The 26,598-nt window shown below is 64.7% G+C and carries 22 protein-coding genes and 1 riboswitch; of the genes, 8 read left to right on the top strand and 14 right to left on the bottom strand.

Annotated features, from left to right (window positions below):
- Positions 1 to 95: 95 nt before the first annotated feature.
- Positions 96 to 1,664, bottom strand: coding sequence for an FAD-dependent monooxygenase (locus EJ074_RS04770; protein ID WP_245420417.1), 1,569 nt, complete (start codon positions 1,662 to 1,664; stop codon positions 96 to 98).
- Positions 1,665 to 1,666: 2 nt separating this feature from the next.
- Positions 1,667 to 2,806 (bottom strand): efflux RND transporter periplasmic adaptor subunit, encoded by a 1,140-nt coding sequence (locus EJ074_RS04765; protein WP_095807523.1) that lies wholly within the window; start codon positions 2,804 to 2,806, stop codon positions 1,667 to 1,669.
- A 245-nt stretch (positions 2,807 to 3,051) separates the two neighbouring features.
- Positions 3,052 to 3,256: riboswitch (cobalamin riboswitch) on the top strand.
- Between the two features lie 185 nt (positions 3,257 to 3,441).
- Here EJ074_RS04765 and EJ074_RS04760 point away from each other — a divergent pair.
- The 3 genes from EJ074_RS04760 to EJ074_RS04750 all read left to right on the top strand — a co-directional run bounded on the left by EJ074_RS04760 (position 3,442) and on the right by EJ074_RS04750 (position 6,272).
- The gene (locus EJ074_RS04760; protein WP_129552802.1) at positions 3,442 to 4,227 is read left to right on the top strand and encodes an ABC transporter ATP-binding protein; all 786 of its coding nucleotides are present in this window, start codon (positions 3,442 to 3,444) and stop codon (positions 4,225 to 4,227) included.
- Positions 4,228 to 4,256: 29 nt separating this feature from the next.
- Positions 4,257 to 5,204 carry an ABC transporter substrate-binding protein gene (locus tag EJ074_RS04755; protein ID WP_095807522.1) on the top strand — a complete coding sequence of 316 codons (948 nt, stop codon included), beginning with the start codon at positions 4,257 to 4,259 and terminating at the stop codon, positions 5,202 to 5,204.
- Between the two features lie 81 nt (positions 5,205 to 5,285).
- Positions 5,286 to 6,272, top strand: coding sequence for an iron ABC transporter permease (locus tag EJ074_RS04750; RefSeq protein WP_095807711.1), 987 nt, complete (start codon positions 5,286 to 5,288; stop codon positions 6,270 to 6,272).
- An 8-nt stretch (positions 6,273 to 6,280) separates the two neighbouring features.
- On the opposite strand, the gene EJ074_RS04745 is transcribed toward EJ074_RS04750, so the two are convergent.
- Genes EJ074_RS04745 through EJ074_RS04720 form a run of 6 tightly spaced genes read right to left on the bottom strand, consistent with a single transcriptional unit; the run spans position 6,281 to position 12,097 of the window.
- Complete coding sequence (locus EJ074_RS04745) at positions 6,281 to 7,216, bottom strand: phosphatidate cytidylyltransferase (RefSeq protein WP_095807521.1); 936 nt, start codon at positions 7,214 to 7,216, stop codon at positions 6,281 to 6,283.
- Positions 7,216 to 7,875, bottom strand: coding sequence for a lysophospholipid acyltransferase family protein (locus EJ074_RS04740; protein WP_095807520.1), 660 nt, complete (start codon positions 7,873 to 7,875; stop codon positions 7,216 to 7,218). The genes EJ074_RS04745 and EJ074_RS04740 overlap by 1 nt, the downstream gene beginning before the upstream one ends.
- Positions 7,872 to 8,315, bottom strand: a complete 444-nt coding sequence (locus EJ074_RS04735; protein ID WP_095807519.1) for a hypothetical protein — start codon at positions 8,313 to 8,315, stop codon at positions 7,872 to 7,874. Before EJ074_RS04735 ends, EJ074_RS04740 begins: the two co-directional genes overlap by 4 nt.
- Entirely contained in the window at positions 8,312 to 9,652 is a 1,341-nt protein-coding gene (locus tag EJ074_RS04730; RefSeq protein ID WP_095807518.1) for a phosphatase PAP2/dual specificity phosphatase family protein, read from the bottom strand. Before EJ074_RS04730 ends, EJ074_RS04735 begins: the two co-directional genes overlap by 4 nt.
- Positions 9,653 to 9,664: 12 nt before the next feature.
- Entirely contained in the window at positions 9,665 to 11,452 is a 1,788-nt protein-coding gene (locus EJ074_RS04725) for a bifunctional alpha/beta hydrolase/class I SAM-dependent methyltransferase (protein ID WP_165349852.1), read from the bottom strand.
- Positions 11,453 to 11,488: 36 nt separating this feature from the next.
- Positions 11,489 to 12,097 (bottom strand): CDP-alcohol phosphatidyltransferase family protein, encoded by a 609-nt coding sequence (locus tag EJ074_RS04720; protein ID WP_095807516.1) that lies wholly within the window; start codon positions 12,095 to 12,097, stop codon positions 11,489 to 11,491.
- A 260-nt stretch (positions 12,098 to 12,357) separates the two neighbouring features.
- On the opposite strand from EJ074_RS04720, the gene EJ074_RS04715 reads away from it, so the two are divergent.
- The 4 genes from EJ074_RS04715 (at position 12,358) to EJ074_RS04700 (ending at position 18,689) form a co-directional block, all read left to right on the top strand.
- On the top strand, positions 12,358 to 12,837 hold the full coding sequence (locus EJ074_RS04715; RefSeq protein WP_095807710.1) for a MarR family transcriptional regulator: 480 nt from the start codon (positions 12,358 to 12,360) through the stop codon (positions 12,835 to 12,837).
- Positions 12,834 to 14,009: an HlyD family secretion protein gene (locus EJ074_RS04710; RefSeq protein WP_095807515.1), complete on the top strand. Its 1,176-nt coding sequence runs from the start codon at positions 12,834 to 12,836 to the stop codon at positions 14,007 to 14,009. Before EJ074_RS04715 ends, EJ074_RS04710 begins: the two co-directional genes overlap by 4 nt.
- Positions 14,010 to 14,131: 122 nt before the next feature.
- Positions 14,132 to 15,664, top strand: a complete 1,533-nt coding sequence (locus EJ074_RS04705) for a DHA2 family efflux MFS transporter permease subunit (RefSeq protein WP_095807514.1) — start codon at positions 14,132 to 14,134, stop codon at positions 15,662 to 15,664.
- 211 nt (positions 15,665 to 15,875) lie between these two features.
- Positions 15,876 to 18,689: an EAL domain-containing protein gene (locus EJ074_RS04700; protein ID WP_245454794.1), complete on the top strand. Its 2,814-nt coding sequence runs from the start codon at positions 15,876 to 15,878 to the stop codon at positions 18,687 to 18,689.
- 20 nt (positions 18,690 to 18,709) lie between these two features.
- Here the strand turns inward: EJ074_RS04700 and EJ074_RS04695 are convergent, their stop codons facing one another.
- On the bottom strand, positions 18,710 to 19,216 hold the full coding sequence (locus EJ074_RS04695; RefSeq protein ID WP_095807709.1) for a CAP domain-containing protein: 507 nt from the start codon (positions 19,214 to 19,216) through the stop codon (positions 18,710 to 18,712).
- Positions 19,217 to 19,383: 167 nt separating this feature from the next.
- Here EJ074_RS04695 and EJ074_RS04690 point away from each other — a divergent pair, with 167 nt between their 5' ends.
- On the top strand, positions 19,384 to 20,208 hold the full coding sequence (locus EJ074_RS04690; protein ID WP_095807512.1) for a DUF2189 domain-containing protein: 825 nt from the start codon (positions 19,384 to 19,386) through the stop codon (positions 20,206 to 20,208).
- Between the two features lie 182 nt (positions 20,209 to 20,390).
- Here EJ074_RS04690 and EJ074_RS04685 read toward each other — a convergent pair whose 3' ends face one another.
- The 5 genes from EJ074_RS04685 to EJ074_RS04670 all read right to left on the bottom strand — a co-directional run bounded on the left by EJ074_RS04685 (position 20,391) and on the right by EJ074_RS04670 (position 26,495).
- A complete protein-coding gene (locus tag EJ074_RS04685) occupies positions 20,391 to 21,023 on the bottom strand; it encodes a LysE family translocator (protein ID WP_095807511.1) in 633 nt (210 codons plus the stop codon).
- A gap of 278 nt (positions 21,024 to 21,301) precedes the next feature.
- The gene (locus tag EJ074_RS30550) at positions 21,302 to 21,673 is read right to left on the bottom strand and encodes an ISAs1 family transposase (RefSeq protein WP_281033652.1); all 372 of its coding nucleotides are present in this window, start codon (positions 21,671 to 21,673) and stop codon (positions 21,302 to 21,304) included.
- Positions 21,674 to 21,713: 40 nt separating this feature from the next.
- Positions 21,714 to 22,397: an ISAs1 family transposase gene (locus tag EJ074_RS30545; RefSeq protein ID WP_281033651.1), complete on the bottom strand. Its 684-nt coding sequence runs from the start codon at positions 22,395 to 22,397 to the stop codon at positions 21,714 to 21,716.
- A gap of 107 nt (positions 22,398 to 22,504) precedes the next feature.
- Positions 22,505 to 24,478, bottom strand: coding sequence for a pilus assembly protein (locus tag EJ074_RS04675; RefSeq protein WP_165350046.1), 1,974 nt, complete (start codon positions 24,476 to 24,478; stop codon positions 22,505 to 22,507).
- A 52-nt stretch (positions 24,479 to 24,530) separates the two neighbouring features.
- The gene (locus tag EJ074_RS04670) at positions 24,531 to 26,495 is read right to left on the bottom strand and encodes a pilus assembly protein TadG-related protein (RefSeq protein ID WP_095809501.1); all 1,965 of its coding nucleotides are present in this window, start codon (positions 26,493 to 26,495) and stop codon (positions 24,531 to 24,533) included.
- Between the last annotated feature and the right edge of the window lie 103 nt (positions 26,496 to 26,598).

The following is a 26,598-nucleotide window of genomic DNA, read 5'->3' as shown; positions in this document are numbered from 1 at the left end:
CACAAAAGCGCGTTCCGCCGGCGGCTGCCGGCTGGCGAAAACAACTGACGGTTGGGTTCGGTCGGCACCCGCCCTCGGGCGGGAGCCGTGGAAGTTCAGGCCAGGCTGTGCATCGTACCCGGCACGCGGTAGGGCGCCCGCTCGGCTAGCCGCGGCCTGATGGCGAGGCTGGCGAGATAGCGCTGGAAGCTGGCTGCTTCTTGAACTGGCGAGGCGAGTCCGACATGGCCGTCCGGCCGCACCAGATAGGCGGCGTCGCGCTGCAGGCCGGCTTTCCCGGCCGCCTCCGACCATGCGAACGCGTGGACCGGGATCCCGGTCGATGCCAGCATCGCCCGGAACTCGGCATTGACCTCGCCATAGACATGGACCTGCCAATCCAGCGACCGCAGCGGCTGGAAATTGTCGCTGCTGCCGTGGACGACATAAGGCAGGCGATCCCCGCCGCTCACCTTGCCTGCCGTGCCCGAGCTGATCGGCCCGGCGCGATACTGGATCGCTGCCTGCGAGATCAAGCCGAAGAAGGCGCGCGAGCCGAACGATGTGTGGAGCAGCGCGTTCAGGAACTTCGGCATCAGATAGCGCCGGAACAGCCCGATCAGCCGCGAGCGGCTGGTGATGAACCGGAAAGCGGTATCGGTGCTCTCGATCAGCTTCTTCGCAAAGGCGATGCGTTCCGGCTCGTAGCTGTAGAGCAGGCGCGGATCGGCTCGCCCCTGCACGACCGCGGCGAGCTTCCAGGCGAGGTTCACCGCGTCGCCCATGCCGGTGTTCATGCCCTGGCCGCCGGCCGGGCTGTGGATGTGGCCGGCATCGCCGACCAGGAAGACGCGGCCGACGCGGAAGCGTTCCGCGACCCGGTGGTGGACGCGGTACGTCGAGAACCAGTTGACTTCATGGACCTTGACGCCGGTGTCGCGCTCGATGTCTGCACGGATCGCCTCGAAGGTGATCGTCTCGTCGGCCTCATGTGCCTTCGGCACGATGCCGATCAGCCTCGCCGAGCCGGACTGCCGGACCGGCATGACGATCGCGAAACCATAGGTGCTGATCGTCGTGTCCATGCCGTTGCGGGTGATCTCGCCGCTGCCTTTGACGTCGGCGACGTAGAAGGACTGCTCGTACGTGCCGCCGGGGAAGCCGATGTTCAGCCCATGGCGCACGGCACTGCGGGAGCCGTCGCAACCGGCGAGATAGGCGGCGCTCACGGTCTCGGTCTTGCCGTTCCGCAAAAGGGTCGCGATGACCGCTTCGCCCTTGTCCTGGAAGGCGACGAGCTCCGTGCCGCGCTCGACCTCGACGCCGGCACGCTCCAGATGCGTGATCAGCACGCGCTCGTGGATATGCTGCGGCAGCGCGAAGGCGAAGGAATAAGGACTGATGCCGCGGCCGAAATCGGAGAGCGGCAGCCTCGCGGCGACGCCGGACGGCGTGTGTATCGTTAGCTGCTCCAGTCTAACGCCCTCGGCAAGGACATCCTCGACGATGCCGATCTGGCGATGGAACTCCAGCGTGCGCGCCTGGACGGCCAGCGCCCGCGACGTTTCGCCGGGAGCCGCCGCCTTGTCGAAGATGCGCACCGGCACGCCGAGCCTGGTCAGCCAAAGTGCGAGCGTCAGCCCGGTCGGGCCGGCGCCGGCGATGAGGACCTTTGTCTTGGACATGGTCATTGTCCTTCTCCCTCAACGATACGAACTTTTTCGTGTTCCCGCAGCCGGTTTACGCCGGCGGTGACGACCACATCGCCCTGGCCAAGCCCGTCGCTGACGACGACCCGATCGGTCTCGTAGCGAGCGACGGTGATGGGCCTCAGTTCCACCCCCGACGCGGCGGTGACCACCCAGACGGCCGGCTTGCCGTCCTTGTCGAACAGCGCGCTGCCCGGCAGCACCACGACCGGCGTGCCGGCCACCTCGGCGCGGCCGGAAACGCTGGCACCGAAGCGCATTTCTTGCGGAGCGTTCTCGAGCGAAACCTTGACCTGGAAAGTGCGGGTCGCGGCATCGGCCATCGGCGCGATCTCGCGGACGGTGCCGATCGCGGTGATCGCCGGATTGCTGAGCAGCGAGACAGTGACCTGCGGTGGCCGCTTCGTGTCGGGCGTGTTGGCGAAGGCGGCTTCCGCGATCGAGAACACCGCGTCGCGCCCGCTCGGATCGGCAACGCGCACCACCATCTGGCCGACAGCGACCGACTGTCCGGCCTCGGCACCGGTGGCGGTGACGATGCCGTCGAATTCAGCATGCAGTTCGGTATAGGCGACCTGGTCCTTGGCCATCTCGAAGGCGATGTTCGCCGATTTGAGCTTGGCCTGCGCCGAGCGCAAATTCTTCAGCGTCGCGTCGTAAGTGGCGCGCGTGGTGAACCCTTTGGCGAGCAGCGCGCCGATGCGGACCTCGGCGGCGCTTGCTTCGACGAGCACGGCTTGCGCCGCCGCGACATCGGCCTCGGCGCTGGCGAGCCGGTTGCGATAATCCTGGTCTTCGATGCGGGCGAGCACCTCACCCTTCTTCACCGTCGAGCCGATCTCGGCGATGCGTTCGAGCAGCTTGCCGGATACGCGGAAGCCGAGGTCGCTTTCGAGCCGCGGCCGTATCTCACCGACGGCCGTGCGGGTGTCGGCGCTGCGGGTCGGGGCGACCGCCATGGCCTTGACCAGTTTCATCTCCGGCGCGGCGGGCTTTGCGTTCGAGGCCTCGCTGCGTGCGCCGTGCCAAACCATGGCGGCGCCGCAGGCGAGGATGGCGATCGAGCCGGCGACAAGGCGGCGCCTCAGCGGCCTGTTATGGAAAAGTGCGGCAATCATGTTGTCTCCGTGACCAAGGTTGCGGTCGCGCCGGGAGGATGCTGCGACCGGAAAATGTTGGCTGGGAGCGATCGGCGTTTTGGCCGGTCTTTCGCCAGCCCGATCTTTTTGCGTTTTCGGGCCCGCGAAATCCCGAACGCTTTCTGAAGTTTTTCCGATGTTTGGCTGAGGCAGTGCCGGAAATCGGGATTTTCGCAAGCCGGCGAGATTGCACGGAAGCCAGTTGCGACTCGTGCGCGGGCGACCTAGGATGGCTGCGTCATGGTCCCGAGCCGCAAGGCGAAGGGTGAAAAGGGAACACGGTGAGATCCGCCTCGGGTCGATGCCGTGGCTGCCCCCGCAACTGTGAGCGGCGAGCTCCATCTGAAAACCACTGGCCGACAAGGCTGGGAAGGCGGATGGCGCGGCGACCCGCGAGCCAGGAGACCTGCCATCGACACGAGTTGACCGGACGGGGTGTGCCGGGAGGAGACGCGGCGCCGGTCTGTCAGCCGGCCGTCCAGCATCCTTCCGTCGCCATTTGGAGAGTGACGGAATGTTGGACGGCTCCATCGATCGCCACGAGTGCGCGCCCTGCCGAAGCTATTTGCTCGGATCAGCCGGCCTGATTCGAAAAGCCGTTCGGGAGAAGCTCCATGACTGAGCTTCTCGAAGCTCGCAGCCTGACGGCCGTGGCAGGCGGCAAGCTCCTGGTCGATGGCGTCAGCCTGTCGCTCACTCCGGGCGAACGGCTGGCCATCGTCGGGCCTAACGGTGCCGGCAAAACCACGCTCTTGCGCATGCTGTGTGGTGCTCTGCGGCCGGCCAGCGGCGAGGTGCGCCTGGCCGGACGCCGGCTGGATAGGATCACGCAGGGCGAGCGTGCACTCAGCATGGCCGTCGTCGGCCAGGCCGACCAGCCTGATCCGCGGGTTACTCTCATCGACTATGTCGAGCTTGGCCGCGTCCCGCATATCGGCATCAGGCGCAAGCGCGAGGATCGCGATATCGTCGTGGATGCGCTGCGCCGGACCGGACTCTTGCCGCTGCTTTGCCGCACGATCGGCTCGCTGTCCGGTGGCGAACGGGAACGTGCGCAACTCGCCCGTGCCATGGCGCAGGAGCCAAAAATCCTGTTCCTCGACGAACCGACCAACCATCTCGATCCGCGCGCCCGCGGCGACCTTCTCGACCTTGTCGCGGACTTCGGCATGACCGTCGTTGCCGTGCTGCACGACCTGTCGCTGGTGGCGCCCTTCGCCACCACGGTGGCGGTGATGAACAATGCCCGGCTGCATGCGCTGGCGCCGCCGCGCGAGGCGCTTGACGCCCAGCTCGTGCGCCAGGTCTTCGGCATCGATGTGCTGCGTCTGCCGCATCCGACAGAAGACCGCGAGCTCACCGTCTTCGACCTTGCCAACGGCGCATCCTCGCCATCCTGAACCTGTCCAAACAAAGGAGCACCTGTCCCTTGAAACGCATCGCGCTGTCGTTTGCCTTTTTGCTCGCCGCCTCGCCGGCCTTCGCTTTTCCGGTCACCATCGACAGCTGCGGCAAGCCGCTGACCTTCGAGGCGCCGCCAAAGCGTGCCGTCATTCACGACCTCAACATGGCCGAGATGGCCTTCGCGCTGAAGCTGCAGTCCTCGATCGTCGGTCTCACCGGCATCACCGGCTGGTACAAGGTCGGGCCGGAGTTCAAGGCCGCGCAGGGCTCGATCCCGGAACTCGCGCCGAAATATCCGACGCTCGAGAATCTGATCGCCGTGCAGCCCGATTTCTTCTTCGCCGGCTGGTACTACGGCATGAAGCCGGGCGGCGAGGTAACGCCGGACACACTCGCCCCGCACGGCATCAAGACGCTGGTGCTGACCGAAAGCTGCGTCCACCTCGACAAGGACCGACCTGCCGCCTCGATGGACCTGCTCTATGGCGACGTCGAGAAGCTGGGCAAGATCTTCGGCAAGGAGGCCGATGCTCAAAAGCTCGTCGCTGGCTGGAAGGCCGAGCTCGCCGACATCACGGCGAAAATTGGCAACGCCAAGGGCACCCGCGTCTTCCTCTATGATTCCGGCGAGGACAAGCCTTTCACCGCCGGCAGGTTCGCCATCCCGAATGCCATGATCGCAGCCGCCGGCGGCGAGAACATCATGGCCGACATGGAGACGAGCTGGGGCAACACCGACTGGGAGACGGTCGCCTCGCGCAATCCGCAATTCCTCATCCTGCTCGATTACCAGGACGGCGGCGGCTACAAGAAACTGCTCGATTTCCTCAAGGCCCATCCAGCGATGAAAGAGACCGACGCCGTCAAGAACGAGCGCTTCGTGGCACTGCGCTACGCCGAGCTGACGCCCGGTCCCGCCAATATCGAAGCGATCGGCAAGATCGCCAGGGCCATGCATCCGGAAGCGTTTTAGGTCTTGAGCTGAGCTGGGAGTGTTATTGTTGACGGATCGCCTGACGACGTGAATCTACACCACCGATCGTTCGTCTTGTCGATAGCCCTGGGCGCGGCTCTCCTGGTCGCGCTCGCCCTGCTGTCGATCGCCTATGGCTCGACATTGATACCTTTGCGCGAGGTCCTCGGCGCGCTGGCGCATACCGCCGGGCTGGATGGCCCCGCCGTTCCCGGACCCGTGGGCAGCATCGTCGTCGACCTCAGGCTGCCGCGCACCCTGCTGGCGATCGCGGTCGGCGCCGGCCTTGGCGCCGTCGGTGCGCTGCTGCAGACCGTCAGCCGCAACGACCTAGCCGATCCGTTCCTGTTCGGCCTCTCCTCCGGCGCCGCTGCCGGCGCCGTTTCGGTCATCACCGCCTTCGGCGACAGGTTTGGAATATGGACCTTGCCGGTGGCGGCGTTCACCGGCGGCATATTGGCGGCGACAATCGTGCTGCTCCTGGTCTCACGGGTGAGGGGGCAGGGCCCCGAGCGGCTGATCCTTGCCGGGCTCGCCGTATCCTTCATGTTCACCGCGCTTACCAACTATCTCGTCTTCGCCGGCGACCAGCGCGCCGCCCATTCGGTGCTGTTCTGGACCATGGGCGGGCTTGGGCTTGCCCGCTGGGACAATATCGGGCTGGCGGCGCTGGGCGCCGGAATCATCCTCGCCTACGGCCTCTGGAACCACCGCCGCTTGGACGCCTTCCTCGCCGGCGAAAGCGCTGCCGAAAGCCTCGGCGTGCCGGTGGCGCGCATGCGCCGGACGACGTTCCTTGTCGCCGCCTTGGCCACTGCCATCCTCGTCGCGGTCGCCGGTGTCATCGGCTTCGTCGGGCTGATGATCCCGCATCTCGGCCGGCCGCTGGCTGGTCCGCTGCATCGGCCGCTGATTGCAGTCTGCGCGCTGTTCGGCGCGATCCTGCTGCTGGCCAGCGATCTGCTCGCCCGCACGCTGCTGCCGCCGCAGGAATTGCCGATCGGCATCATCACCAGCTCGCTCGGCGCCTTCTTCGTCGTCACGCTCCTGATGCGCAGGCGGATCTAGCCGGCGGATCAAACCGTCCAGAAATAGCGCACGATGTGGAAGAAGATCGGTGCGGCGAAGACCAGGCTGTCGGTGCGGTCCAGCATGCCGCCATGGCCCTCGATCAGGTGGCCCCAGTCCTTGACGCCCTGGTCGCGTTTGATCGCGGAGGCGACGAGCCCGCCGAGGAATCCCATCGCGCAGGCGATGAAGGCGACGGCCGAGGCCTGCAGCGGTGAGAACGGCGTGATGAAGGCGAGCAGCGCGCCGAGCAGGCTCGACGCGACCAGTCCGCCGATCAGGCCTTCCCAGGTCTTCGACGGCGAGACCGTCGGCGAGAAGCGGTGTTTCCCGAACAGCTTGCCGAAGATGTACTGCAGCACGTCGCTGCCCTGCACGACGATGATCAGGAAGGCGATCAGCAGAAGGTTGCGGCCTTCGAAACCCGGCACGTTGAGCGTCAGCAGGGCAGGGACGTGGCTGACGCAGTAGACCGAGATCATGATCGCCCATTGCTGAGCCGAGACGCGTTCCAGGAAGCGTTCGGTGTCGCCATGCAGCGCCGTGATCGCCGGCATCAAAAGGAAGCAATAGACCGGGATGAAGATGACGAAGAGCCCATACCAGGCGGTCCACACCAGCCAGTACTGGACCGGTATGACGATGCCGAACATGCCGAGCAGCACCCAATGGTCGCTACGGCGGCTGTGCGTCAGCGTCACGAATTCGCGCAGCGCCGCGAACGAGATCAGCGCGAACAGGATCGTCATGCCGTAACGGCCGAAGAAGAAGGCGACCGTCATCAGCGCCACCATCACCCACCAGGCGTTGATGCGCTGGGTGAGGTTGACGAGCGTCGCGCTGAGCGGCTTCGGCGCGCGCATCGAAAGGATGCCGGAGGTGACGCTGGCGGTGCTCAGCACCACGAAAAGGCCGATGATCAGTATGCTGATTTCGTGGCGCATCAATCGTCTCGTTCGGGGCGCGGATTGAGCGCCAGAAGTTCGGCCCGGGCGCGCTCGAGAAAGGCGCGGCGCTCCTCGCCCGGCGCCACCGACACCGGCGCGCCGAAGACGACGCGGCAGAGCAGCGGCACCGGCAGGAACTGGCCCTTGGGCAGCACGCGCGACATGTTCTCGATCCAGCAGGGGATGAGCTCGACGTCCGGGCGCGCCATCGACAGATTGTAGAGCCCGGAGCGGAACGGCAGCAGCTCGTCGCTCATGTTGCGGGTGCCTTCCGGGAAGATGATCAGCGAGTGGCCCTGGTCGAGCACCGAGAGCATGACCGAGATCGGGTTCTCTTCCGGACTGGTCCATTGCCTGCTGATCAGCACGGAGGACAGCATGTCCTCAGCGATGAAGCGGCGCAGCCGCGACTTGCCCCAATATTCGGCCGCGGCGATGGCGTGCGTGATGGCCCGCTCCTTCTCGCTGAGGCAGGCCGACAGCAGGATGAAATCGCCATGGCTGGTGTGGTTGGCGAAATAGATGCGCTGCCGCTCCGACGGCTGGCTGCCGCTCCAGATCGGGCGCACGCCGGTCACCGCCCAGGCCAGCGCCGACAGGCCGACGGAGGTCGCCGTCTGCAACAAGGTGAATGTCCTGAGCGAGAGCCTGCTCATCGCGGCATCCAGAAACCGGCCGTCAGGAACGCAACGACGAAGATCGCAAAGGCGATCCGCTGCCGGGTGAGCAGGCGGCGCGTGCCGGCGATACGGTCGTCGAGGGGGCGCTTGTTGGCCGGAGCGGGCTTCAGCCGCATGCGCGCCAGAAGGTCGTCGACGGCGGCGCCTCCGGAAACCTCGTCGTCATGAGTTGCCATCAGCCGGAACAGCAGCGCGTCGAAGACGAGAAGCGCGGAAAGCCCCAGCACCACGACGGCACTCGCCGAGGCCACCAAAAGCGCCAGCACCGCGAGCGGTGCCTGGAACGCGCCGCGCGCCGAGGCGACCAGCGGCGCGACACTGTCGCAGGCGATCACGACGGCAGCCGGCCATGCTGCCTGCTTCACCAGCATGGCCGCAAACCGGCCGGTCCGTTCCCGATAGGCGCCGTCCGTCATGCCGGCTCGTCCAGTCCGATCTGAAGATGCACCGGACGACCGGACGCGGCGAGTTGCCTGCGCGCCTGCGCCGGCGTACGCGAGCGGCCGGTGGCGACCAGCCATGCGGCGACGACGGTGGCGCTGCGCTGGAAGCCGAGCGCGCAGCAGACGAGCACCGTGCCTTCCCTGCGCGCCGGCTCGATCGCACCCGCCGCCTGGTCGAGCCTGTCTGCGGGCGGCGGCAGCAGGTCGAGCATGGGGAGGCTGATCCAGCGGCCCACGGCCCCACGCGGCCGCTCCAACTCGGCGGCAAGATCGATCACCGTGCCGAAGCGGTTGGCTTCGCCGGCTGCGGGAAAACGTCCGAGGAAGACGCCGTCGCTGACTGCCACTACCGGCGGCAGCTTGCGTGTCCATGCCAGAACGTTGAGTCTGGCGCCCAGGCGATAGGGCCAAAGCACGACACGGCTTGCCAGCGACACATGGCCGTCCGCTGTCTTCTGGAACACCTTGGCGCCGGCTCCGGCATAGCCGAAGGCGACGATCGCCAGCGCCAGCGCCGGCCACAAAAGGACAAGCGCGACAGCGCAAAAAAAGACGCCGATGGCGGCGCCGGCCAGAGCGAGGGCAGCACCCGTCGCGTAATACAGGGAAAGCCGCCGCGCCTTGGCATCGGCGGTCAGGCGGAAACCGGCAAGCGGCAGCTCGCCCTTGGCCGGAAACAGCCACAGCGCAAGGAACCCGAGCAACGCGCCGGTCGGGATGTCGATGAAATGGTGCTGCCACGTCGTCAGCACCGAGGCGCCGATCAGGAAGCACCAGCCGTGCCAGATCGGCAGGAGGATCCCGCCGAGGCGCTGGCGCCAGTGATCCCAGATGATCACCAGAAGCGCAATGTGCAGGGAAGGGGCCTGGTTGAAGGGCTTGTCGAAGCCGCCGAGCACGGCAAACAGGAAACCTGGCACTCCGCTCGTTGCCGGGCGCACGAAGGTCGCAGTCAGCGGAAACAGGATGAAGCAGCCGACGGCGACGATCTGCGCGGCCAGGTAGCGGCCGGCCAGCCGGTCGACACCCTGCCTGCTCCCGTTGAGCAGGAGCGACAGCCCGTAGAACAGGTTGATCGACCAGTAGGGCACGATGGTCCAGGCGAGGAACGGCACCGCGTGCTCCCAGGAGAAGACGATGCTGCCGACATGGTCGCGCGTCGAGGCCAGCCAGTTTGCGAAGCCGTAGGTCGAATAGAAGAACGGCGCCAGGAAGGCGAGCCAGAGCGCTGCTCGGACGACGATCCGGCTGTAGGGCTCGGGAGTTGCTGTGGAGGCTTGAAGGCGCTGCGCCTCGGTACCGGTTGGCATGCCTGGACCGTCCTAAACCCGCCTTGCGAGCGAGACGGTGAAGATCCCCCACTGGTCGATGCGCTGGTCGAGCTTTTCGAAGCCGGCAGCCTCGACGAGTTGGTCCATTTCGCTCTGCGTGCGCCGCCGCATCACCCAGGCCTGTCCGCCGCGATGCGAGGTCAGGCTGCGCGCGATCATTTCGAGCTGCGGATGCCAAGGCTGGTTGGTGTAGATGAGCAGGCTCCCCGGCTGCATGGCACGGGCGAGACCGCTGAGCGAACGGGCAATCAGCGCGTTGTCGGAGAAGAGCTCATAGAGGCCCGAGACGATGGCGAGATCGGGCGCGGGATCGAGCGCGGCGAGCCCGTCGCCATCGAAGGCATCGGCCAGGTGGAACGAAACGCTTGGCGGCAATTGCCGTTCGGCTATCAGGTTGCGCCCCAACTCGACGTTGAGTTCGGAATAGTCCTGCAGGCGCACGCTGGCCGGGTGGTCCGGGCTCTTGGCGATCGCGTCGAGAACATAGCGGCCGTGTCCGGCCGCGATGTCGAGAATGTGCGCCGGCCGCCCGGCCGCTTTGAGCGTTCGAAGCGACGAGTCGATCAGCTCCTCGAGGTTGAGCTTGCGCTGACGGATGCCGCGCCAGCCGATGGCGTCGAGGAAAACGCGATCGACAGCGCGGCCGATCGGGCCGAGACCGCGTGCCTCGTTCTCGTAGACATAGTCCAGCGTCGAACCGGAATCGAAGCCGGTGCCGACGCCGACCTTCATGCCTCGCGAGAACCAGCTGCCGATCCGGATGGAGGCCCGGCTCAACGCCCAATAGAGGCCTTTGGGCGACAGCCGGCCGAGCGGCGAGGCCAGCAGATCCGCCTCGTCGCGCGTGTAGCCGGCAATGTCCGCCTGCTTAAGGTCGACGGTGTCGACGGGCTTCGCGAACTGCCCTTCGAGGAATGGGCGGACCAGGTCGAGCGCCTTGGCCCGGTCGCGCTCGCCGAGCGTATCGTGGAAGAAGCCCGGCAGCACGTGGCGCTCCTTGGCGCGGCTGCCGAGGTTGACGAAGAATTCGTGCTGCGGGGCGTGGCGCACCACCCAGTCGCTGCCCGACAACAGCAGCTGTGTCGGCACGGTGATGGCGCGGGCATCGGCAACGATGCGCGCCGCATGTTGATAGAGCTCGACGAGGATGTTGGAGGCGATCGGCCGCGTGATCAGCGGGTCGCTGTCGAAGGAGGCGATGCGAACCGGATCGTGCGTGAGGTACTTCGCCTTGACGTAGGAATTGACGAAGAACCGCCCCTTGATCTGCTGCCAGAGCGCGATGCCCTCCTTCGCGAACGGCACGTATAGCTTGACCGAAAAGGCAGGCGAGGCGAGCACCATGGCGCGCAGTTTCGGGGCATAATCGTGCACCCAGGCGGCGGCCAGCACGGCACCGAAGGACTGCGCGATGAGCGCTGTGTCCTGCGTGGCAAAGCCGTCCCTGGCCGCGATCTCGCGCATCAGGCAGTCGATGTCGCGTACCAGCGCTGCGAAGGACGGCGCATAGCCGCGCTCGCCTTGGGAGCGGCCGTTGCCGCGGGCATCCCAGGCGTAGAAGGCATAATCCGGCATTCGCAATTCGTCGACGAGGTGCGCCATGCGTCCGCCATGCTCATGGCCGCGATGGAAGAGCACGATCGCGCCCTTGGCCTGGGCCGATACGGCCGGCCAGTAGCGATAGAAAATCTCGGTGCCGTCATGGCTGTGGAAGACGCGCTCCTGCGGTTGCCGCGGAAGGGTTTCCGCAGCCCCGGCGGCGATTTGTTCGTGCAACATTGTCTTCCCCTCGGGCGGCATGGCCGGCTTCAATGCTCAGCCAATGCGGCCAATAAGGCCGGCTCGTATCCGGTTTATGGCGGTCAGCAGCGAAAGCGTTGCCATGGCTGGAAACACGAAGGGCGTGATCACTGCCGGCCAAAGTCCGGCGCCAAACAGCACCGCGACGATGCCCAGCGCCAGCGCCCTGTCGCTCTTGCCGAGCGGCCCGGCATAATTACGCCCGATCCCGGCGGCGATGCCGAGCACCCCGGCGAACTCCGTCAGCATGGCCGTGATGGCGAAGGCCACGACAGCGCCGGCGCCAAATTGCCCGAAGGCGGCGAACGGCAGGATGAGCGCCAGGTCCGACGCGACATCGCAGATTTCATTGAGATACATCCCAAGCGTCGAGGCCTGGCCATGCTCTCGCGCCAGCATGCCGTCGATGGCGTTGAGCGCCATCCGTACGAAAAGCACGATGGGGATCAGAAAAAGCAGCGCGCCCCAGCCCGGGAAGGCCGCAATAATTGCGCCAGCCGATATGGAGAGGAGCGCGGCCAGCAGCGTTATGCCGTTGGCTGTCACCCCCATGACAGCCAGCCTGTCCGTCAACGGCCGCAGCCTGTCCTGGAAAGCCGGCTTCAGCGCATAGAGCGTCGGCATTGCATAGATCCCCCGATCCTTGTCATCAGCTGTATCATGAACATGCCGACCGGCGCTAGCGTGCGGCGAAAAACAGGGTGAAGTTTCAGACAGTTGAGGCCCTGTCATGAATGCATCGCCTCAAGGTGCGGCACCGCGGACCGCCAGTCTTCACCGGTCGCTAACCACGATGGTGATACATCGCCATCATGCCCATTTTCCGGCTTTTGGAGCGGCGCATCCCTCTTGAATAGTAAGCACGCTTATTATATATGCCGCTCATGGTTTCCGAACGCATTGAAAGATTGGGATTTCTGATCCACGACGTACAGCGCCTCATGCGCAAGCGCTTCGAGGCGCGCGCCAGTGGGCTCGGCCTGTCGTCGGCACAATGGCGGCTCCTGGTGCGCGTCGCCAAGGAAGCGGGCGTCGCCCAGGCGCGCCTCGCAGAGCTTCTCGAAATCGAGCCGATCAGCGTCTCGCGTCTGGTCGACCGAATGGAGGAGGGTGGCTGGATCGAGCGCCGCCCCGACGCCACCGACCGTCGGGTGCGCATGATCTTCCCGACGGAGAAGGCAAACGCGGCCTATGCCGAGGTGAAGAGCCTCGCCGGCGAAGTCTATGAGGAATCGCTGGCCGGCGTGTCGCCGGAAGATCGCCGGATTCTGATCCGGGTCCTGGATGCGATCGTGCAGAATTTGACGGACGGCGAAGCGTCGTCGTTGGAAAAGATGAAGAACACGGAAGGGCGAGCAGCATGAACGCGGCAGCCAAGATGGACGAGAACGTGACCAAGCTTGAACTGGAAGCGCCGGCAAGACCGGCGGCGCCTGCCTCCGTGGCGCCCGCGCCGCAGCCGGCGCCCGTGGCGCCGCAGAAGAAACGCACCGGCCGCTTCCTGCTGATGATCGCGCTGCCGCTGGCGCTGCTTGCCGGCGGCGTCTATGTCTGGGTGACGGGCGGCCGCTACCAGGAAACCGAGAACGCCAATTTGGAGCAGGCCAGGATTTCCGTCGCCTCCGATACGGCGGGACGCATCGTTCAGGTCGGCATCAGCGACAACCAGACGGTCAAGCAGGGCGACCTTCTCTTCGTCATCGATCCCGAGCCCTATCGGATCGCGCTGGCCGAGGCCGATGCGGCGGTCGCCGCCGCGCGGCTCAATGTCGAGCAGCTGCGCGCCGCCTACAGCCAGGCGATGGCGCAGGAAAAATCGGCCAGCAGCGAGGTCGACTACGCGCAGTCGCAATATGACCGCGCTGCCGATCTCGCCCAGAAGGGCATCAACGCCAAGTCTTCGCTCGACGAGGCCCGCAACGACCTCGACAAGGCCAAGCAGCAGCTGGCCGTGGCCCAGCAGGGCATCGTCAGCGCCAAGGCGGCGCTCGGCGGCAATCCGGATATCGAGACCGACAGGCATCCGACCGTGATGTCGGCGCTGGCCGCGCGCGACAAGGCCGCCTATGACCTTGCGCAGACCACGGTGAAGGCGCCGGCCGACGGCGTGGTGTATCAGGCGTCGTCCTTCAAGGTCGGCCAGTATGTCGGCGTCGGCACGCCGCTGTTTGCGCTGGTCGAGACCGGCGACACCTGGATCGACGCCAATTTCAAGGAGACCCAGCTCACCAACATGAAGCCGGGCCAGAAGGCCGAGATCGTGGTCGACACCTATCCGGGCAAGACCTTCGAGGCGACCGTCAAGGCGATCGGCGCCGGCACCGGTGCCGAGTTCTCGCTGCTGCCCGCCCAGAACGCCACCGGCAACTGGGTCAAGGTCACCCAGCGCATTCCGGTGCGCCTCGAACTGACCGACCCCGACGCCAAGATGGCGCTGCGCACCGGCATGAGCGCGACGGTTACTGTCGACACGGGCGTGGCGCGCGGGCTGCCTTGGATTTTCGGTCACGCCACCGCCAGCGAGCACGACCAGTAAGGACGGCGAAGCGCGCGGTGAACAGGGATCTGATTGTTTGAGTGGGAAGGATCGGCATTTGAGCCGAGCCGCCAAGCGGCTCGATCGAAGCTGAAGCGCTTCCGACACGGAAATTTCGCATCATGAGCACGCCGGAACCTTTCAAGGAAGTGCCCCACCGCGGCCTGATCACGGTCGCGCTCATGCTGGCCACGATCATGCAGGCGCTCGACACCACGATCGCCAATGTCGCGCTGCCGACCATGACCGGTGATCTCGGCGCCTCGCCCGACAACATCAACTGGGTGCTGACCTCCTACATCGTCGCGGCCGCGATCATGACGCCGGTCACCGGCTGGCTTGCCGACCGCCTCGGCCGCAAGCAGCTGTTTCTCACCGCCGTCGTCGGCTTCACCATCTTTTCCATGCTCTGCGGCCTCGCCTGGAGCCTCGAGACCATGGTGCTGTTCCGGCTGCTGCAGGGCGTGTTCGGCGCCGCGATCGTGCCGCTGTCGCAGACTTTCCTGCTCGACATCAACCCGAAGGAGCGCCATGGCCAGGCGATGGCCATCTGGGGCGCCGGCATCATGCTGGGGCCGATCCTCGGACCCACGCTCGGCGGCTGGCTGACCGAGAATTTCAACTGGCGCTGGGTGTTCTTCATCAACCTGCCGGTCGGCATCCTCGCCTTCCTTGGCATGGCCGCCTATCTGCCCGCCGTTGCCCGGCGCTTGCGCGGCTTCGATTTCTTCGGCTTCGCCATGATCTCGCTCGGCGTCGGTGCGCTGCAGCTCCTGCTCGACCGCGGCGGCGAGGTCGATTGGTTCTCCTCGGCCGAGATCTGGATCGAGCTTGGCCTGTCGCTCACCGGCTTCTGGGTGTTCATCATTCACACGGTGACGGCCGAGCATCCCTTCATCGATCCCAAGATCTTCCTTGACCGCAATTTCGTGACCGGACTGGCCTTCATTTTCGTCATGGGAGTGTTGATCCTGGCCTCGATGTCGCTGCTGCCGCCGATGCTGGCGACCATCTTCGGCTATCCGACCATGACCATCGGCGTCGTGTTGGGCCCCCGCGGTGTCGGCACGATGATTTCGATGCTGCTGGTCGGCCGCATCATGCACAGGATCGACGCGCGCATCCTCGTCGTCATCGGCTTTCTGCTCACCGCGCAATCGCTCTACACGATGGCGAGCTTCACGCCGCAGATGGACAACTGGCTGATCATCACGTCGGGCATCGTCCAGGGCCTGGGCATGGGCATGGTGTTCGTGCCGCTGTCGACGGTTGCCTTCGCCACGCTCGACGAGCGCTACCGCACCGACGCCACCTCGCTGTTCAGCCTGGTGCGCAATCTCGGCTCCTCGATCGGCGTGTCGGTTGTCGCGGCGCTCATGGTGCGCAACACGCAGATCAATCACGGCGAGCTCGCGGCCTTCATCAATCCCTATAATCCGAACCTCTGGGCCGCTTCCCCGGCGGCGGCCAGCGGCGATCCGATGGCGCTTTCACAAGTGGACAGGGCGGTGAACCTGCAGGCGATGATGATCTCCTACGTCAACGATTTCAAAATCCTGATGGTGATGACGCTGCTGGCGATCCCGTTCGTGTTCCTGCTGCGCAAGCCCAAGGCGGCGCCGGCCGGTGCCGCGCCGGCGGCCCATATGGACTGAGTGTGGAAAGTAGCCTCAGCCAAAGCATCCATATTTTGCGCGACTGCATTAGCAATAGTTGATCCGCCCGGTTCCTAACAATGGGCCGCCAGCCCAAAGAATTCGAGCAAGTCTCGCGCCTGCGCGGCGCCTAGCAGAGCCGGTCGTCTGCAATCCGCTGGCCATCCATGCAGGCTTGTTATCTTGAGAACCCAGACCACAGCCGGTCACGTTGTGCAGCTTCCAGCTGTCTCCCGCGTGCGTTCACCTACCATTAGTATGTAATGGGCAAGATATCGCAGCCTTTAGCTGCCGCGGACCGCCTTGTTGTTTTCCCGGCATTGGGACGAAGGAACTCTGCTTGGCCACCAAACCATCAAGAGGGGCCAACGAAGCGCCAGAGAGGGCCGAACTGGCCGCACTGGCAAAGTTGGCAACAGCTTCCTACGAAACGCTCGAGCGGGAGCTTCGCGCCAGGATCACTGCGCTCGAAAGCCAGGCGCTGCGGTTCGAGACGGCCATCGACAACATCTCGCTCGGCATTTGCTTCTTCGGCGTCGACGAACGGATCATTCTGTGCAACCGCCGATATGCGGAGATCTACGGCATTGCGCCAGGCGCATTGCAGCCGGGCATGACGCTGCGCGAAATCATTGAACTGCGCGTGGCTGCCGGCACCTCGGTCATGCCGACCGACGCCTATCTCGAGGCGGCCCGGTCGGTGAACAAAGCGGGTGAGCCCAGAACATGGAACGCCAGACTAAGCGATGGCCGCACGATCGAGGTCCGCCACCAGCCGATGCCCGACGGCGGCTGGGTGGCCACGCATGAGGACATCACGGAACTCATCGCCAGCCGGCAGTTCGCCGACGAGCGGATCTCGCTGCAGGCGCTGATCGACTGGGTGCCGGATTATCTATGGATCAAGAGCGCCGATGGCCGCTTCGTGGTCGCCAACAAGGCGCTTGCCACCGACAGCGGGCGGGAAAAGACCAGCGACATGATCGGCCTGTCCGATTTCGATCTCCATGCCCCGGAGATGGCGCGCAGTTTTCACGATAGCGAACAGAGAATACTGCGCAGCGGAGAACCGATGATCGACGAGGAGGAATTCGTTGTCGATGCCTCCGGCGCCGGCAAATGGGTGTCCTCGACAAAGGTTCCCCTTCGCAATTCGGACGGCGAGACTCTCGGCCTGCTCGGCATCGCCCACGATATCACCGCCCGCAAGCGGGCCGACGTCCTCCGCGACGGGCAGGCTCACATTCTGGAAATGATCGCGACGGGCGCGCCGCTGGAGGACGTTCTTGATAAGCTGATGCTGCTGGTCGAATCCCAGCTCCACGCGATATTTGGATCGGTGCTCCTGCTCGACAAGAGCGGCCGCCTGCGGCACGGCTCGGCGCCCAGCCTGGCGAAAGACTATACGAGCGCCATCGACGGCAGCGCCATCGGTCCGAAGGCGGGATCGTGCGGAACCGCCGCCTACCGCCGGGAGCCGGTGTTCGTCACCGACATCACGCAGGATCCGCTTTGGGAAGGCTATCGCCATCTGGTCGCGCCCTATGGCTATCGTTCGTGCTGGTCGACGCCGATCCTTTCCCATCAGGGCGCGGTGCTTGGCGTCTTCGCCATGTACTCGATGACCGCACGCGAACCGACGGCCGCCGAAAGGAAGCTCATCGAATTCACCACGCACATCGCCGGGATCGCCATCGAGCGCAAGCTTTCCGTGGAGCAGATCCATTTCATGGCCAACCACGATGCGCTGACCGGGCTTCCCAACCGCGCGCTGCTGGAGGATCGTCTATCGCAGTCGATCCTCTACGCCCAGCGTTACGGCCGGTGGATAACGATCCTGTTCATCGATCTGGACAACTTCAAGCTGGTCAACGACACGCTCGGTCACAACGCCGGAGACGAGCTGCTGAAGACCGTCGCCAGCCGGATGGTCCAGTGCGTCACGCCGTCGGACACCGTCGTGCGGCTCGGCGGCGACGAATTCGTCGTCGTGTTGTCCGACCAGCCGACGAACCTCGATCACGCCTCCGAGATGGTGCGCAGGATCCAGGTTGCGATCGCGGCTCCAATTCAATTGGGAGGGCACCGGCTGAGGACCACCGCCAGCATCGGCGTGGCAAACTACCCGAAGGACGGAACCAGCCTGGACGCGCTGCTGGCCAATGCCGATGCGGCCATGTACAGCGCGAAGGAGTTCGGCCGCGACAATTTCCAGTTCTATGCTCCCGAGTTCAACATCAGGGCGCATGAGAAATTCGTGCTCCGGGAGGAGTTGCGAAACGCCTTGGCGCGTTCGGAATTCATGCTTCTCTATCAGCCGCAACTCGATCTCCGGACGGGGCGCATCTTCGCGGTCGAGGCGCTGGTCCGCTGGAAGCATCCGACACGAGGCATGGTGTCGCCCAGGACGTTCATTCCGACCGCCGAGGAATCGGGCCTGATCGTGCAGATCGGCGACTGGGTGCTGCAGGAGGCGTGCCGGCAGAACAAGGCCTGGCAGAATGCCGGACTGCCGCCGATCGCCGTCTGCGTGAATGTGTCCGCGCGGCAATTCCGCGAGAAGAACCTTGTCGCTCGTGTCGTCAAAGCCTTGGCGGACAGCGGCCTCGAGGCCCGCTATCTCGAGCTCGAGGTCACCGAAAGCCTGATCATGCAGGATGTCGATCTGGCGGTCTCCACGATGAACGAACTCCAGGCCCTGGGCGTGCAGATATCGATCGACGACTTCGGCACCGGCTATTCCAGCCTGAGCTCGCTGAAGACTTTTCCCGTCGCACGCTTGAAGATCGACAAGTCGTTCATCAACGATCTCGCCGCGGACGAGAACGACCAGGCTGTTGCCAGCGCCGTTATCTCACTGGGGCAGAAGCTCAACCTGAGGGTCATCGCGGAAGGCGTCGAAACCGACGACCAGGTGGCCTTCCTGCGCAAGAACAATTGCGACGAGATGCAGGGTTATCATTTCAGCAAGCCGATCGGCGCGCTCGAGATCGAGAAGATGCTCGGCGGCGGGCGCAAGGAATGACCGCGCCCGCGTGACGGCTCCTACCTGCCGAGCACCAGCGCCCAGTAGCGCAGATTGGGATCACGGCCGTCGCGCACATAAGCGAGTCCGAAGCGGCTGAAGTCAGGATCGAGCATGTTGCGGCGATGGCCGTCCGAATGCATCCACCTGTCGAACAGTTCCCGCTGGTCGAAAGTTCCCTCGGCGATGTTCTCTCCCGCGGCGCCCCGGACGCCGTTGTCCTTCATGCGCGAGGCGAAATCCTTGCCCCAGCCGGTGGTATGGCTCATGCGTGCGCCCGACGCCATGTAACCGGCCTGTTGGAGCGCCGCCTGCTCGAGCTGCGTATCCGGAACCAGCGCCGGCAGACCGGCAGACGAACGGATGCTGGCCAGCGTGGTTGTGGCGGAGGACGAAACGCCGGCGCCTTCGCCGGTCGGCAGCGAGGTGGTGCTGCAGGCGGCGACAGCGCCGAGTGCTGCCAGCCCGGCGGCCCCGAGCAGCATGCGACGATTGAGGAGGGAAGATTCGGTGGTGGAGATGGTCATATCGCCTCTGATACCGGCGATCATGGCTTTTGCCGGGCAGATGACAAAAATCGCCTGAAGCGGCGACTCTTGGTCCAGTATCGGTTATGGTCGCAGCGTTTAGAAGTGGCAGCCTTGGGCGGCCACCCCCCAGGAGGTGACCGCCCCGACATCAACGGAGGACGGTTATGGCCGGTTTTCATGTCATGGCGGACGCGCAAGGGATGCATGTGCAGCCCACGGTGCGCCACATCACCACGTCGGATCTTTGGGATGCGCTGCGGCTCGGCGCCGAGGACTTCTGGGCCAAGCCGTCCCACTACGTGTTCCTGTGCCTGATCTATCCGATCGTCGGCCTGATCCTGACGCGATGGACCTCCGGCTCCAACGCCATCCAGCTTGTCTATCCGCTGATGTCGGGCTTCGCGCTGATCGGCCCCTTCGCGGCGATCGGCCTCTATGAGATCAGCCGCCGGCGCGAGCTGGGCATGAGCAGCCGCTGGCACCATGCGCTCGACGTACGCCATTCACCAGCGCTGCCCTCGATCGCGGTGATCGGCATCCTGCTCTTCGCCCTCTTCCTTCTGTGGCTGTTCACTGCGCAGTCGATCTACACCAGCCTGTTCGGCGCCGAGCCGCCGGCTTCCGTGGGCACCTTCCTGCGCGAGGTGCTGACGACCGGCAAGGGCTGGACGCTGATCCTGCTCGGCAACGCCGCCGGCTTCGTCTTCGCCGTCATCGTGCTGGCGACGACGGTCGTGGCCTTCCCGCTGCTGCTCGATCGCGATGTCGGCGCCGTCTCGGCCATCGAGACGTCGGCGCGCGCAGTGATGGCCAACCCGCTGCAGATGGCGCTCTGGGGCCTGACTGTGGCCGTGCTGCTGGTGATCGGCTCGATCCCGCTGTTTGCCGGCCTTGCCGTCGTGGTGCCGGTCCTCGGTCATGCGACCTGGCATCTTTACCGCAGGGTTGTGGAGCCGGAGAAGAGCCGGCCGGTGCGCCGGCCGATGTAGAGCAAAACCTGGGCGCGCTGAGATTCAGCTCGGGCCGGGCCTGAATATCGCCGGCCCGGCTGGAGCGGCTCACCGTTTCAAACGGCAAGCCGCTCTATCTCTTTGTTTTGACGCAAATTCCGGACGGAAGGCTACGGCGAAGTCGCCGAGCCCAACCGTTTCATACTCTTGCTGGAATTGCTCTACCGTTGCGCCTCGGTCGCCATCCTCAGCGCCAGCGCGGCCAGCACAGTGCCCATCATCCAGCGCTGGATGACCAGCCAGAACGGCCGTCCGGCAAGGAAGGTGGCGATCGAGCCGGCGGTCACCGCGATGATGGCGTTGACGGTGAGGCTGATCGAGATCTGCGTCACGCCCAGCACCAGAAGCTGTGACAGAACATGGCCCTTCGCCGGGTTGATGAACTGCGGCAGCAGCGAAAGATAAAGCACCGCTACCTTCGGGTTGAGCAGGTTGGTCATCAGCCCCATGACGAACAGCTTGCGCGGCCTGTCCTTCGGCAACTCGCGGACCTGGAATGGCGAGCGGCCGCCGGGCCTGAGCGCCTGCCAGGCCAGCCACAGCAGATAGAGCGCGCCGGCGAAGCGCAACGCGTCATAGGCAAAAGGCACGGCGAACAGCAGCGCCGTGATGCCGAACGCAGCCGACAGCACATAGAACAGGAACCCCAGCGCCACGCCGCCGAGCGAGATCAGCCCGGCCTTCGGCCCCTGCGACAGCGCGCGCGAGATCAGGTAGATCATGTTCGGTCCCGGCGTCAGCACCATGCCGAGGCAGATCAGCGCGAAGGTGAAATGGTTGGCGGCGTCGGGCATCGGGGTCTCCAGCGATGCCGGAACATTCCCCAACTGTGCCGCATCCGCAAGAGCTTCAGACGAGGAGTGTTTGCGCCACCGCTGACAATTGGCGAAAGCGGCGTAGCTGCCAATCTCCCCCCTTGCGGGGGAGATGCCTGGCAAGGCAGAGGGGGTGCTGTCCCGCCAGCCTTTCGCCCTACCCATGCACGCTGGTTGTAAAAATAGACCACGCCTAGGTCTGTGTTCCCGCACACCCCTCTCTGTCCTGCCGGACATCTCCCCCGCAAGGGCCAGGGCTATCGCATATGAGTAAGCGCCTGGATGAGGTAGTCGTCATTCCAGGCGCATTTCTTGATGCGGTGGCTAATGGGGACTTTGTCGACATCGGCGCCCTGAAGGATGTTTCTGGCGATGCGGTTGAGGAGCGCGGTGTTGGCGGGAGCATTGTCCTTGCGGGCGCGGGATTGATCCTCGTCCAGATGGACGTCGAGCATCCAATGCAGCCCATTCTCGATCTGCCAATGGGCTCTTGTGAGTTCGAGCGCCTGTTGCGGTGATAGCAATGTGGAAGCCATGAACAGGCGCGTCAGCGGCTTGGTCTGGTCGCGCCGGCTGGTGATGCGGATGAAGGCTTTGTGACCGGGCATCAGCGGTTCGGCCGCCGCCACGACCTCGGCCTGCCGCCATTCGCTGCGGCCATGGCTGGTTTCAGTCCGCTCCGCGACAGCGGGGGGTGATCTCGGTCAGTTGTTGCTTGGCGTGAGCAACCCAGTGCCGGCGGTTTCCTTTAAGCGCGAGCAGGTAGTCGCCGCCGCGTTCGGTGATGGCCTTTGCCATGCGCGTGTGACAGTGGAGCGCATCGGCGGTGACCATTCTGCCAGTAAGATCAATGAGTTCGACGACCCTGAGGGCTGCCTCGACCTCGTTCTCTCCGGCGCCGGGCGATACCGCCGCCAGACACAGCCGCGTCTCGGCGGCGAAGGCTGACACCGTCAGCGGCGGACTGGCCGCAAGGCCCTTCTCATAGGCTCGCCGCAGCGCCTTGCCGTCGAGCGAGACCACCTCCTCGCAGGCACGCGCGAAGCCCGCGGCAAAGGCGGCGAAAGCACGGCCGAACGCCTCTGGATCCAGCAGCCGCAACAGCCGCGAGAAGGTGTCGTGGCTGGGCGCCACCTCATATTCGATCAACCGCGACAGCGCCTGCTTGCGCTCTTGCGCGAACAACGAGAACTCCGTCGCATTGCTCGCCCCGCACAGGCTCGCCGCGATCATCATCACGATCAAATCGCCAAGCCGATGCGTGGCATTGCCGGCGCGCGGATCGGGCAGCGCGCCAAAATAGCTCTCAAGGCTGGAAATGGCAGTCTCTCCTTCGTTCGACTGCCTGCCCAAAGAATCCCTTCTCAGGCCAACTTCAAGTCCCAAAAAGCCATATGCGATTCCCCTGCCCGCAAGGGGGGAGATTGGCGACTTCCGCGCCAGCGCTGCTCCTCGAAGGCTCACCCCACCACGCGCAAATTCGACAATTCGTTGGCGATCTCCTTGAAATTGTCGGACAGCGTCGCGCCGGTCGCGTTCCAGAACAGCTTGGCCGGCTTGCTGGGGTCGGTGGGATCCTTGCGGAAGCGCGAGTCGGACGAGCAGGTCTTCAGCGCATCCATCGCCTTCACGTCGCCGGAATCTGCCGACGACATGTCGAGCGCCACCGTCATCACCATGATGTTGGCCGCCTTGGCGTTGTTGCACAGCGTCGCCATCTGTTCGTTGAGCGCGGCGGTGTAGTTGCTGGAGGAATAGTTGAACTGGCCGATGGCGTCCGACGTGCCGCCGAACAGGCGCGTGATCGAGGTGCCGTTGTAGCCCAGACCGGTGTAGCCATAGGCGGCGTAGGTCGACTTGTTGCCCGCCGGGTCGTGCCCCACGGTCGAATAGGTGTTCTCGCCGTCGGTCAGCACGATGACGACCTTGTCGTTGCCGCGCTCGCTTTCCGGCCGCCCTTCGGTGAAGGGCTCGGCGCTCGACACGGTGCGCCAGCCCCAGGCCATGCCTTCGGGCACGTTGGTGTTGCCGTTGGGCGTCATCAGGTCGATCGCCGCCTTGATTGCCGCAAGCCCATCCGCGTTGGTGACGTCGGTCAGCGGCGTGATCGGCGTCGTGGTGCAGCTGTAGTTCGGGCCGGCGCCCTTGGACAGCACAGGCGCATCGATCGGCCGCGGCTGGAAATATTTGGCCATGTTCGACTGCCGGCTCTTGCCGGTGGTGCTCGACGGATCGTCGTTCCACCAGCTGTTCGCCGCGCCATAGGTCACCGGATCCGGCTCGTCCGGATCCTGCGTCAGCTTCCAATGGTTCCCAGGCTCGTCCGGGGCAAACATCGGCACGAACATGGTGGCGGGGTCGCCAATGCCGATGCCCGTGTTGGTGGGGCCGCCGGAGGCCGGTGTGTCGTCGACATTGTAGGGGTAGGGACGCACTTCCACGCAGCCCTGCCAGCTGGCGAACGGGCCGTAGGTGTCGACATAGTCGTATTCGTTGTGGCTGCGCCTGCAGGTATGGTTGGAGCGGTATTCGTCGCAGACGACGCGCTTGCTGCCCGCCACCCGTTCGTGGCTGGTCACCACCTTCATGTCGCGATAGAGCGAGAAGCGGGTCAGCATCTGGCCTTCCTCTTCGCCCCAGCCCGTTCCTCTCTTGTACCAGATGCCGTTGAGCCTCTCGGCCGATTTGCCGGCCGCGTTGAGTGTCGACCAGTCGAAATTCTCGTTGTGGACCGGCGACAGCCCATAGGTATCCATCCACGAGGCATTGTCGTTCTGCGGCCCGACATTGACCGAGGCCGCGAAGGGCACCAGGCTGAACTGCACCGGCTTGTCGATTTGCTTGATCTGCGCCGCTTGCTGGGCCAGCGTGTCGACGAGCTGCTTGGCGGCTTGCTTGAGCAGGTCGATGCGCTTCTGGCCAGCGCCGGTGCCGAGGTTGCTCATCGAGCCCGAATTGTCGAGCACCATGGCTACTTCCAGCGTGTTCTTCAGCCGCACCTGCGATCTGAGGGCGATGTCGATCTGCTTTTTCGCGTCTGCGTCCGACGCGCCAGCGAGCAGTGCCGCCGCCGGATAGAAATACGGACGGTACTTCAGCGTGGCGCTGAGCGTCAGCAGCCCGCCGCCGGATGTGTTGGTGGGCAGGGTGATGTCGAGCGTCACATCGGCGGGATCGACATTGTTGAGATTGGCATTGAAGAAGTCGACCGCATAGGCCTTGATCTGATCGTCCGTGGCGCCCTCCGACAGCCGCCGCGCCGCGGCGAAGTTGGCGGCGTCGAGCGCATTGAGCACCATCTGCTTTTCGCGATTGAGCTCGGTAAAATCGACACCGATTGCCACCGCGCCCATCAGCGGCGCCATGGCGAGCGCCGTCACGAGTGCATAGTTGCCGCCCCGGTCGCGGCAGAACCGACGCAGGATTTCGCGCATCCGTGGCATGCGGCTCCCAGGCTCTATCACTGTCATTTGTTCACAATGCCGATCAGCCGACGATGCGCAGGTTCGACAGTTCGTTGGCGATTTCCTTGAAATTGTCGGAGAGCGTCGCGCCGGTCGCATTCCAGTAGAGCTTGGCCGGCTTGCTCGGATCCGAAGGATCCTTGCGGAAACGCGAATCCGAGGCGCAGGCCTTGAGCGCCGTCATCGCCTTCTTCTCGGCTGCCTTGCTCTCGACCAGGTCGAGCGAAACCGTCATCACCATGATCCCGGCCGCCTTGGCGTTGGTGCAGAGCGTTTGCATCTGTTCGTCGAGCGCGGCGGTGTAGTTGCTGTCGGTGTAGGTGGTCTTCGGCACCGAACTGGTCGTGTTCATGAACAGGCGCGTCACGCTGCCCGACCCAGGATAGGTCAGGCCGGTGTAGCCATACGCGGCATAGGTGGAGCGGTTGTTGGCATAGCTGGCGTCGCTGATCGCGCTGTAGGTGTTGGCGCCGTCGGTCAGCACGATGACCACCTTGTCGTTGCCCTTTTCCGAATTCGGTCTGCCTTCAGTGAACGGCTCGTTGCTGGAAACCGTTCGCCAGCCCCAGGCAAGGCCCTCCGGCACGTTGGTGTTGCCGGTCGGCGCCATGGCGTCGATGGCATCGTCCAGTTGCTGTTTCTGGGCCGTCACCGTGACGTCCTTGAGCGGCGTGATCGGGTTGGTTGTGCAGGCCGAGTTCGGGCCGTCGCCGGCACTTGCCGAGGCCGAACCGTAGGGTTTCACCAGGAAGTATTTCCGCATGTCCGACTGCCGCTGGCTGGCTGTCGGGTTGGACGAGTTGGGCCAATCAGCCCACCAGTTGTTGCCGTAGCCGTAACTCGCGCTGGTGACGTCGTTGGTGCCGTCGTGGTTGAAGTCGCGCCATAGCGTGCCGGCTTCGTCCGGCGCGAACATCGGCACGAACAGTGTGGCCGGGTTGGCGGTATCCGGCGTGGTATCGTCATTGTTGTAGGGGTAGGGTCTGGCCTCGACGCAGCCCTGCCAACTCGCATAGCGGCTTGTCGTGTAGACGTATTGTGGGTCGCTCCAGTGGCCCTCGTCGCACTTGCTGCTGTTCCTCTTATACTTGTCGCAGATGTATTGCTTCGAATTGGGAACCTCTTCACGGCCCGATTCGACTGTCATGTCGGCATAGAGGCTGAAGCGGGTCAGCGGCTGGCCCACTGTGTCGCCCCAGTCGGCCCCGCGCTTGTACCAGACGCCGTTGGTCTTCTCGGCATACTTGTTCGGATTGTTGGTGGCGTTCATCGTCGTCCAGTCGAAATCCTCGTGCTGGATCGGCGAGATGCCAAGCTGGTCCATCCAGTCGTCGCCGTCATGGGTCGGACCGACATTGACCGAGGCCGAGAACGGCACCAGCGAGAACTGCACCGGCTTGGAGATCTGCTTCATCTGCTGCGCCTGCAGCGCCAGAGTGTCGACCAACTGCTTGGCTGCTTCCTTGAGCAGGTCGATGCGCTTCTCGCCGGTTCCCGAGCCGAGGGTGGACATCGAGCCCGAATTGTCGAGCACCAGCGCCACTTCCAGCGTGTTCTTGAGCCGGACCTCGGACGTGGCGACGATGTTGACGTCCGTCGAACCGACGGTACTGCCGAGCAGCATGGCTGCCGCTGGCCTGAAATAGGGATGGTAGGTCAGCGTCGCCTGCATCTTCAGCGTGCCGCCCCCCGTATTGCTGTTGGGCAAGGTCACCGTCAAAGTCGTGTTGGCCGGAAGGACGTGCCGGAGATTGGCCTCGAAGAAGTCCTTGGCATAAGCCTTCACCGCATCGTCGCTCGCGCCGGACACGATCTGCTGCGCCGTTGCGATGCCGGCGGCGTCGAGCGCGTTCAGCGTCTCCTGCTTCTGCCGCACCAGCTCGGAGTAATCGATCGCAAGCGCCACGGCGCCCATCAGCGGCACCATGGAGATGGCCGTAATCAGGGCATAGTTGCCCCGCCTGTCGCGTAGGAATCTGCGGATCATTGCGCTCAGCCCCTGCCAAAAGATCCATGGTGTATAGGACCATGGTCGTAACTGGCTGCAACTATGGTCACAGACGCATAAATTTCAGATTTCGCCAATGCAT

Origin of the sequence: Mesorhizobium sp. M3A.F.Ca.ET.080.04.2.1 (assembly GCF_003952525.1) — a bacterium.
Lineage (GTDB): Bacteria > Pseudomonadota > Alphaproteobacteria > Rhizobiales > Rhizobiaceae > Mesorhizobium.
The sequence above is the reverse complement of the archived record's forward strand: the minus strand, read 5'-3'. Positions and strand labels throughout refer to the sequence as shown.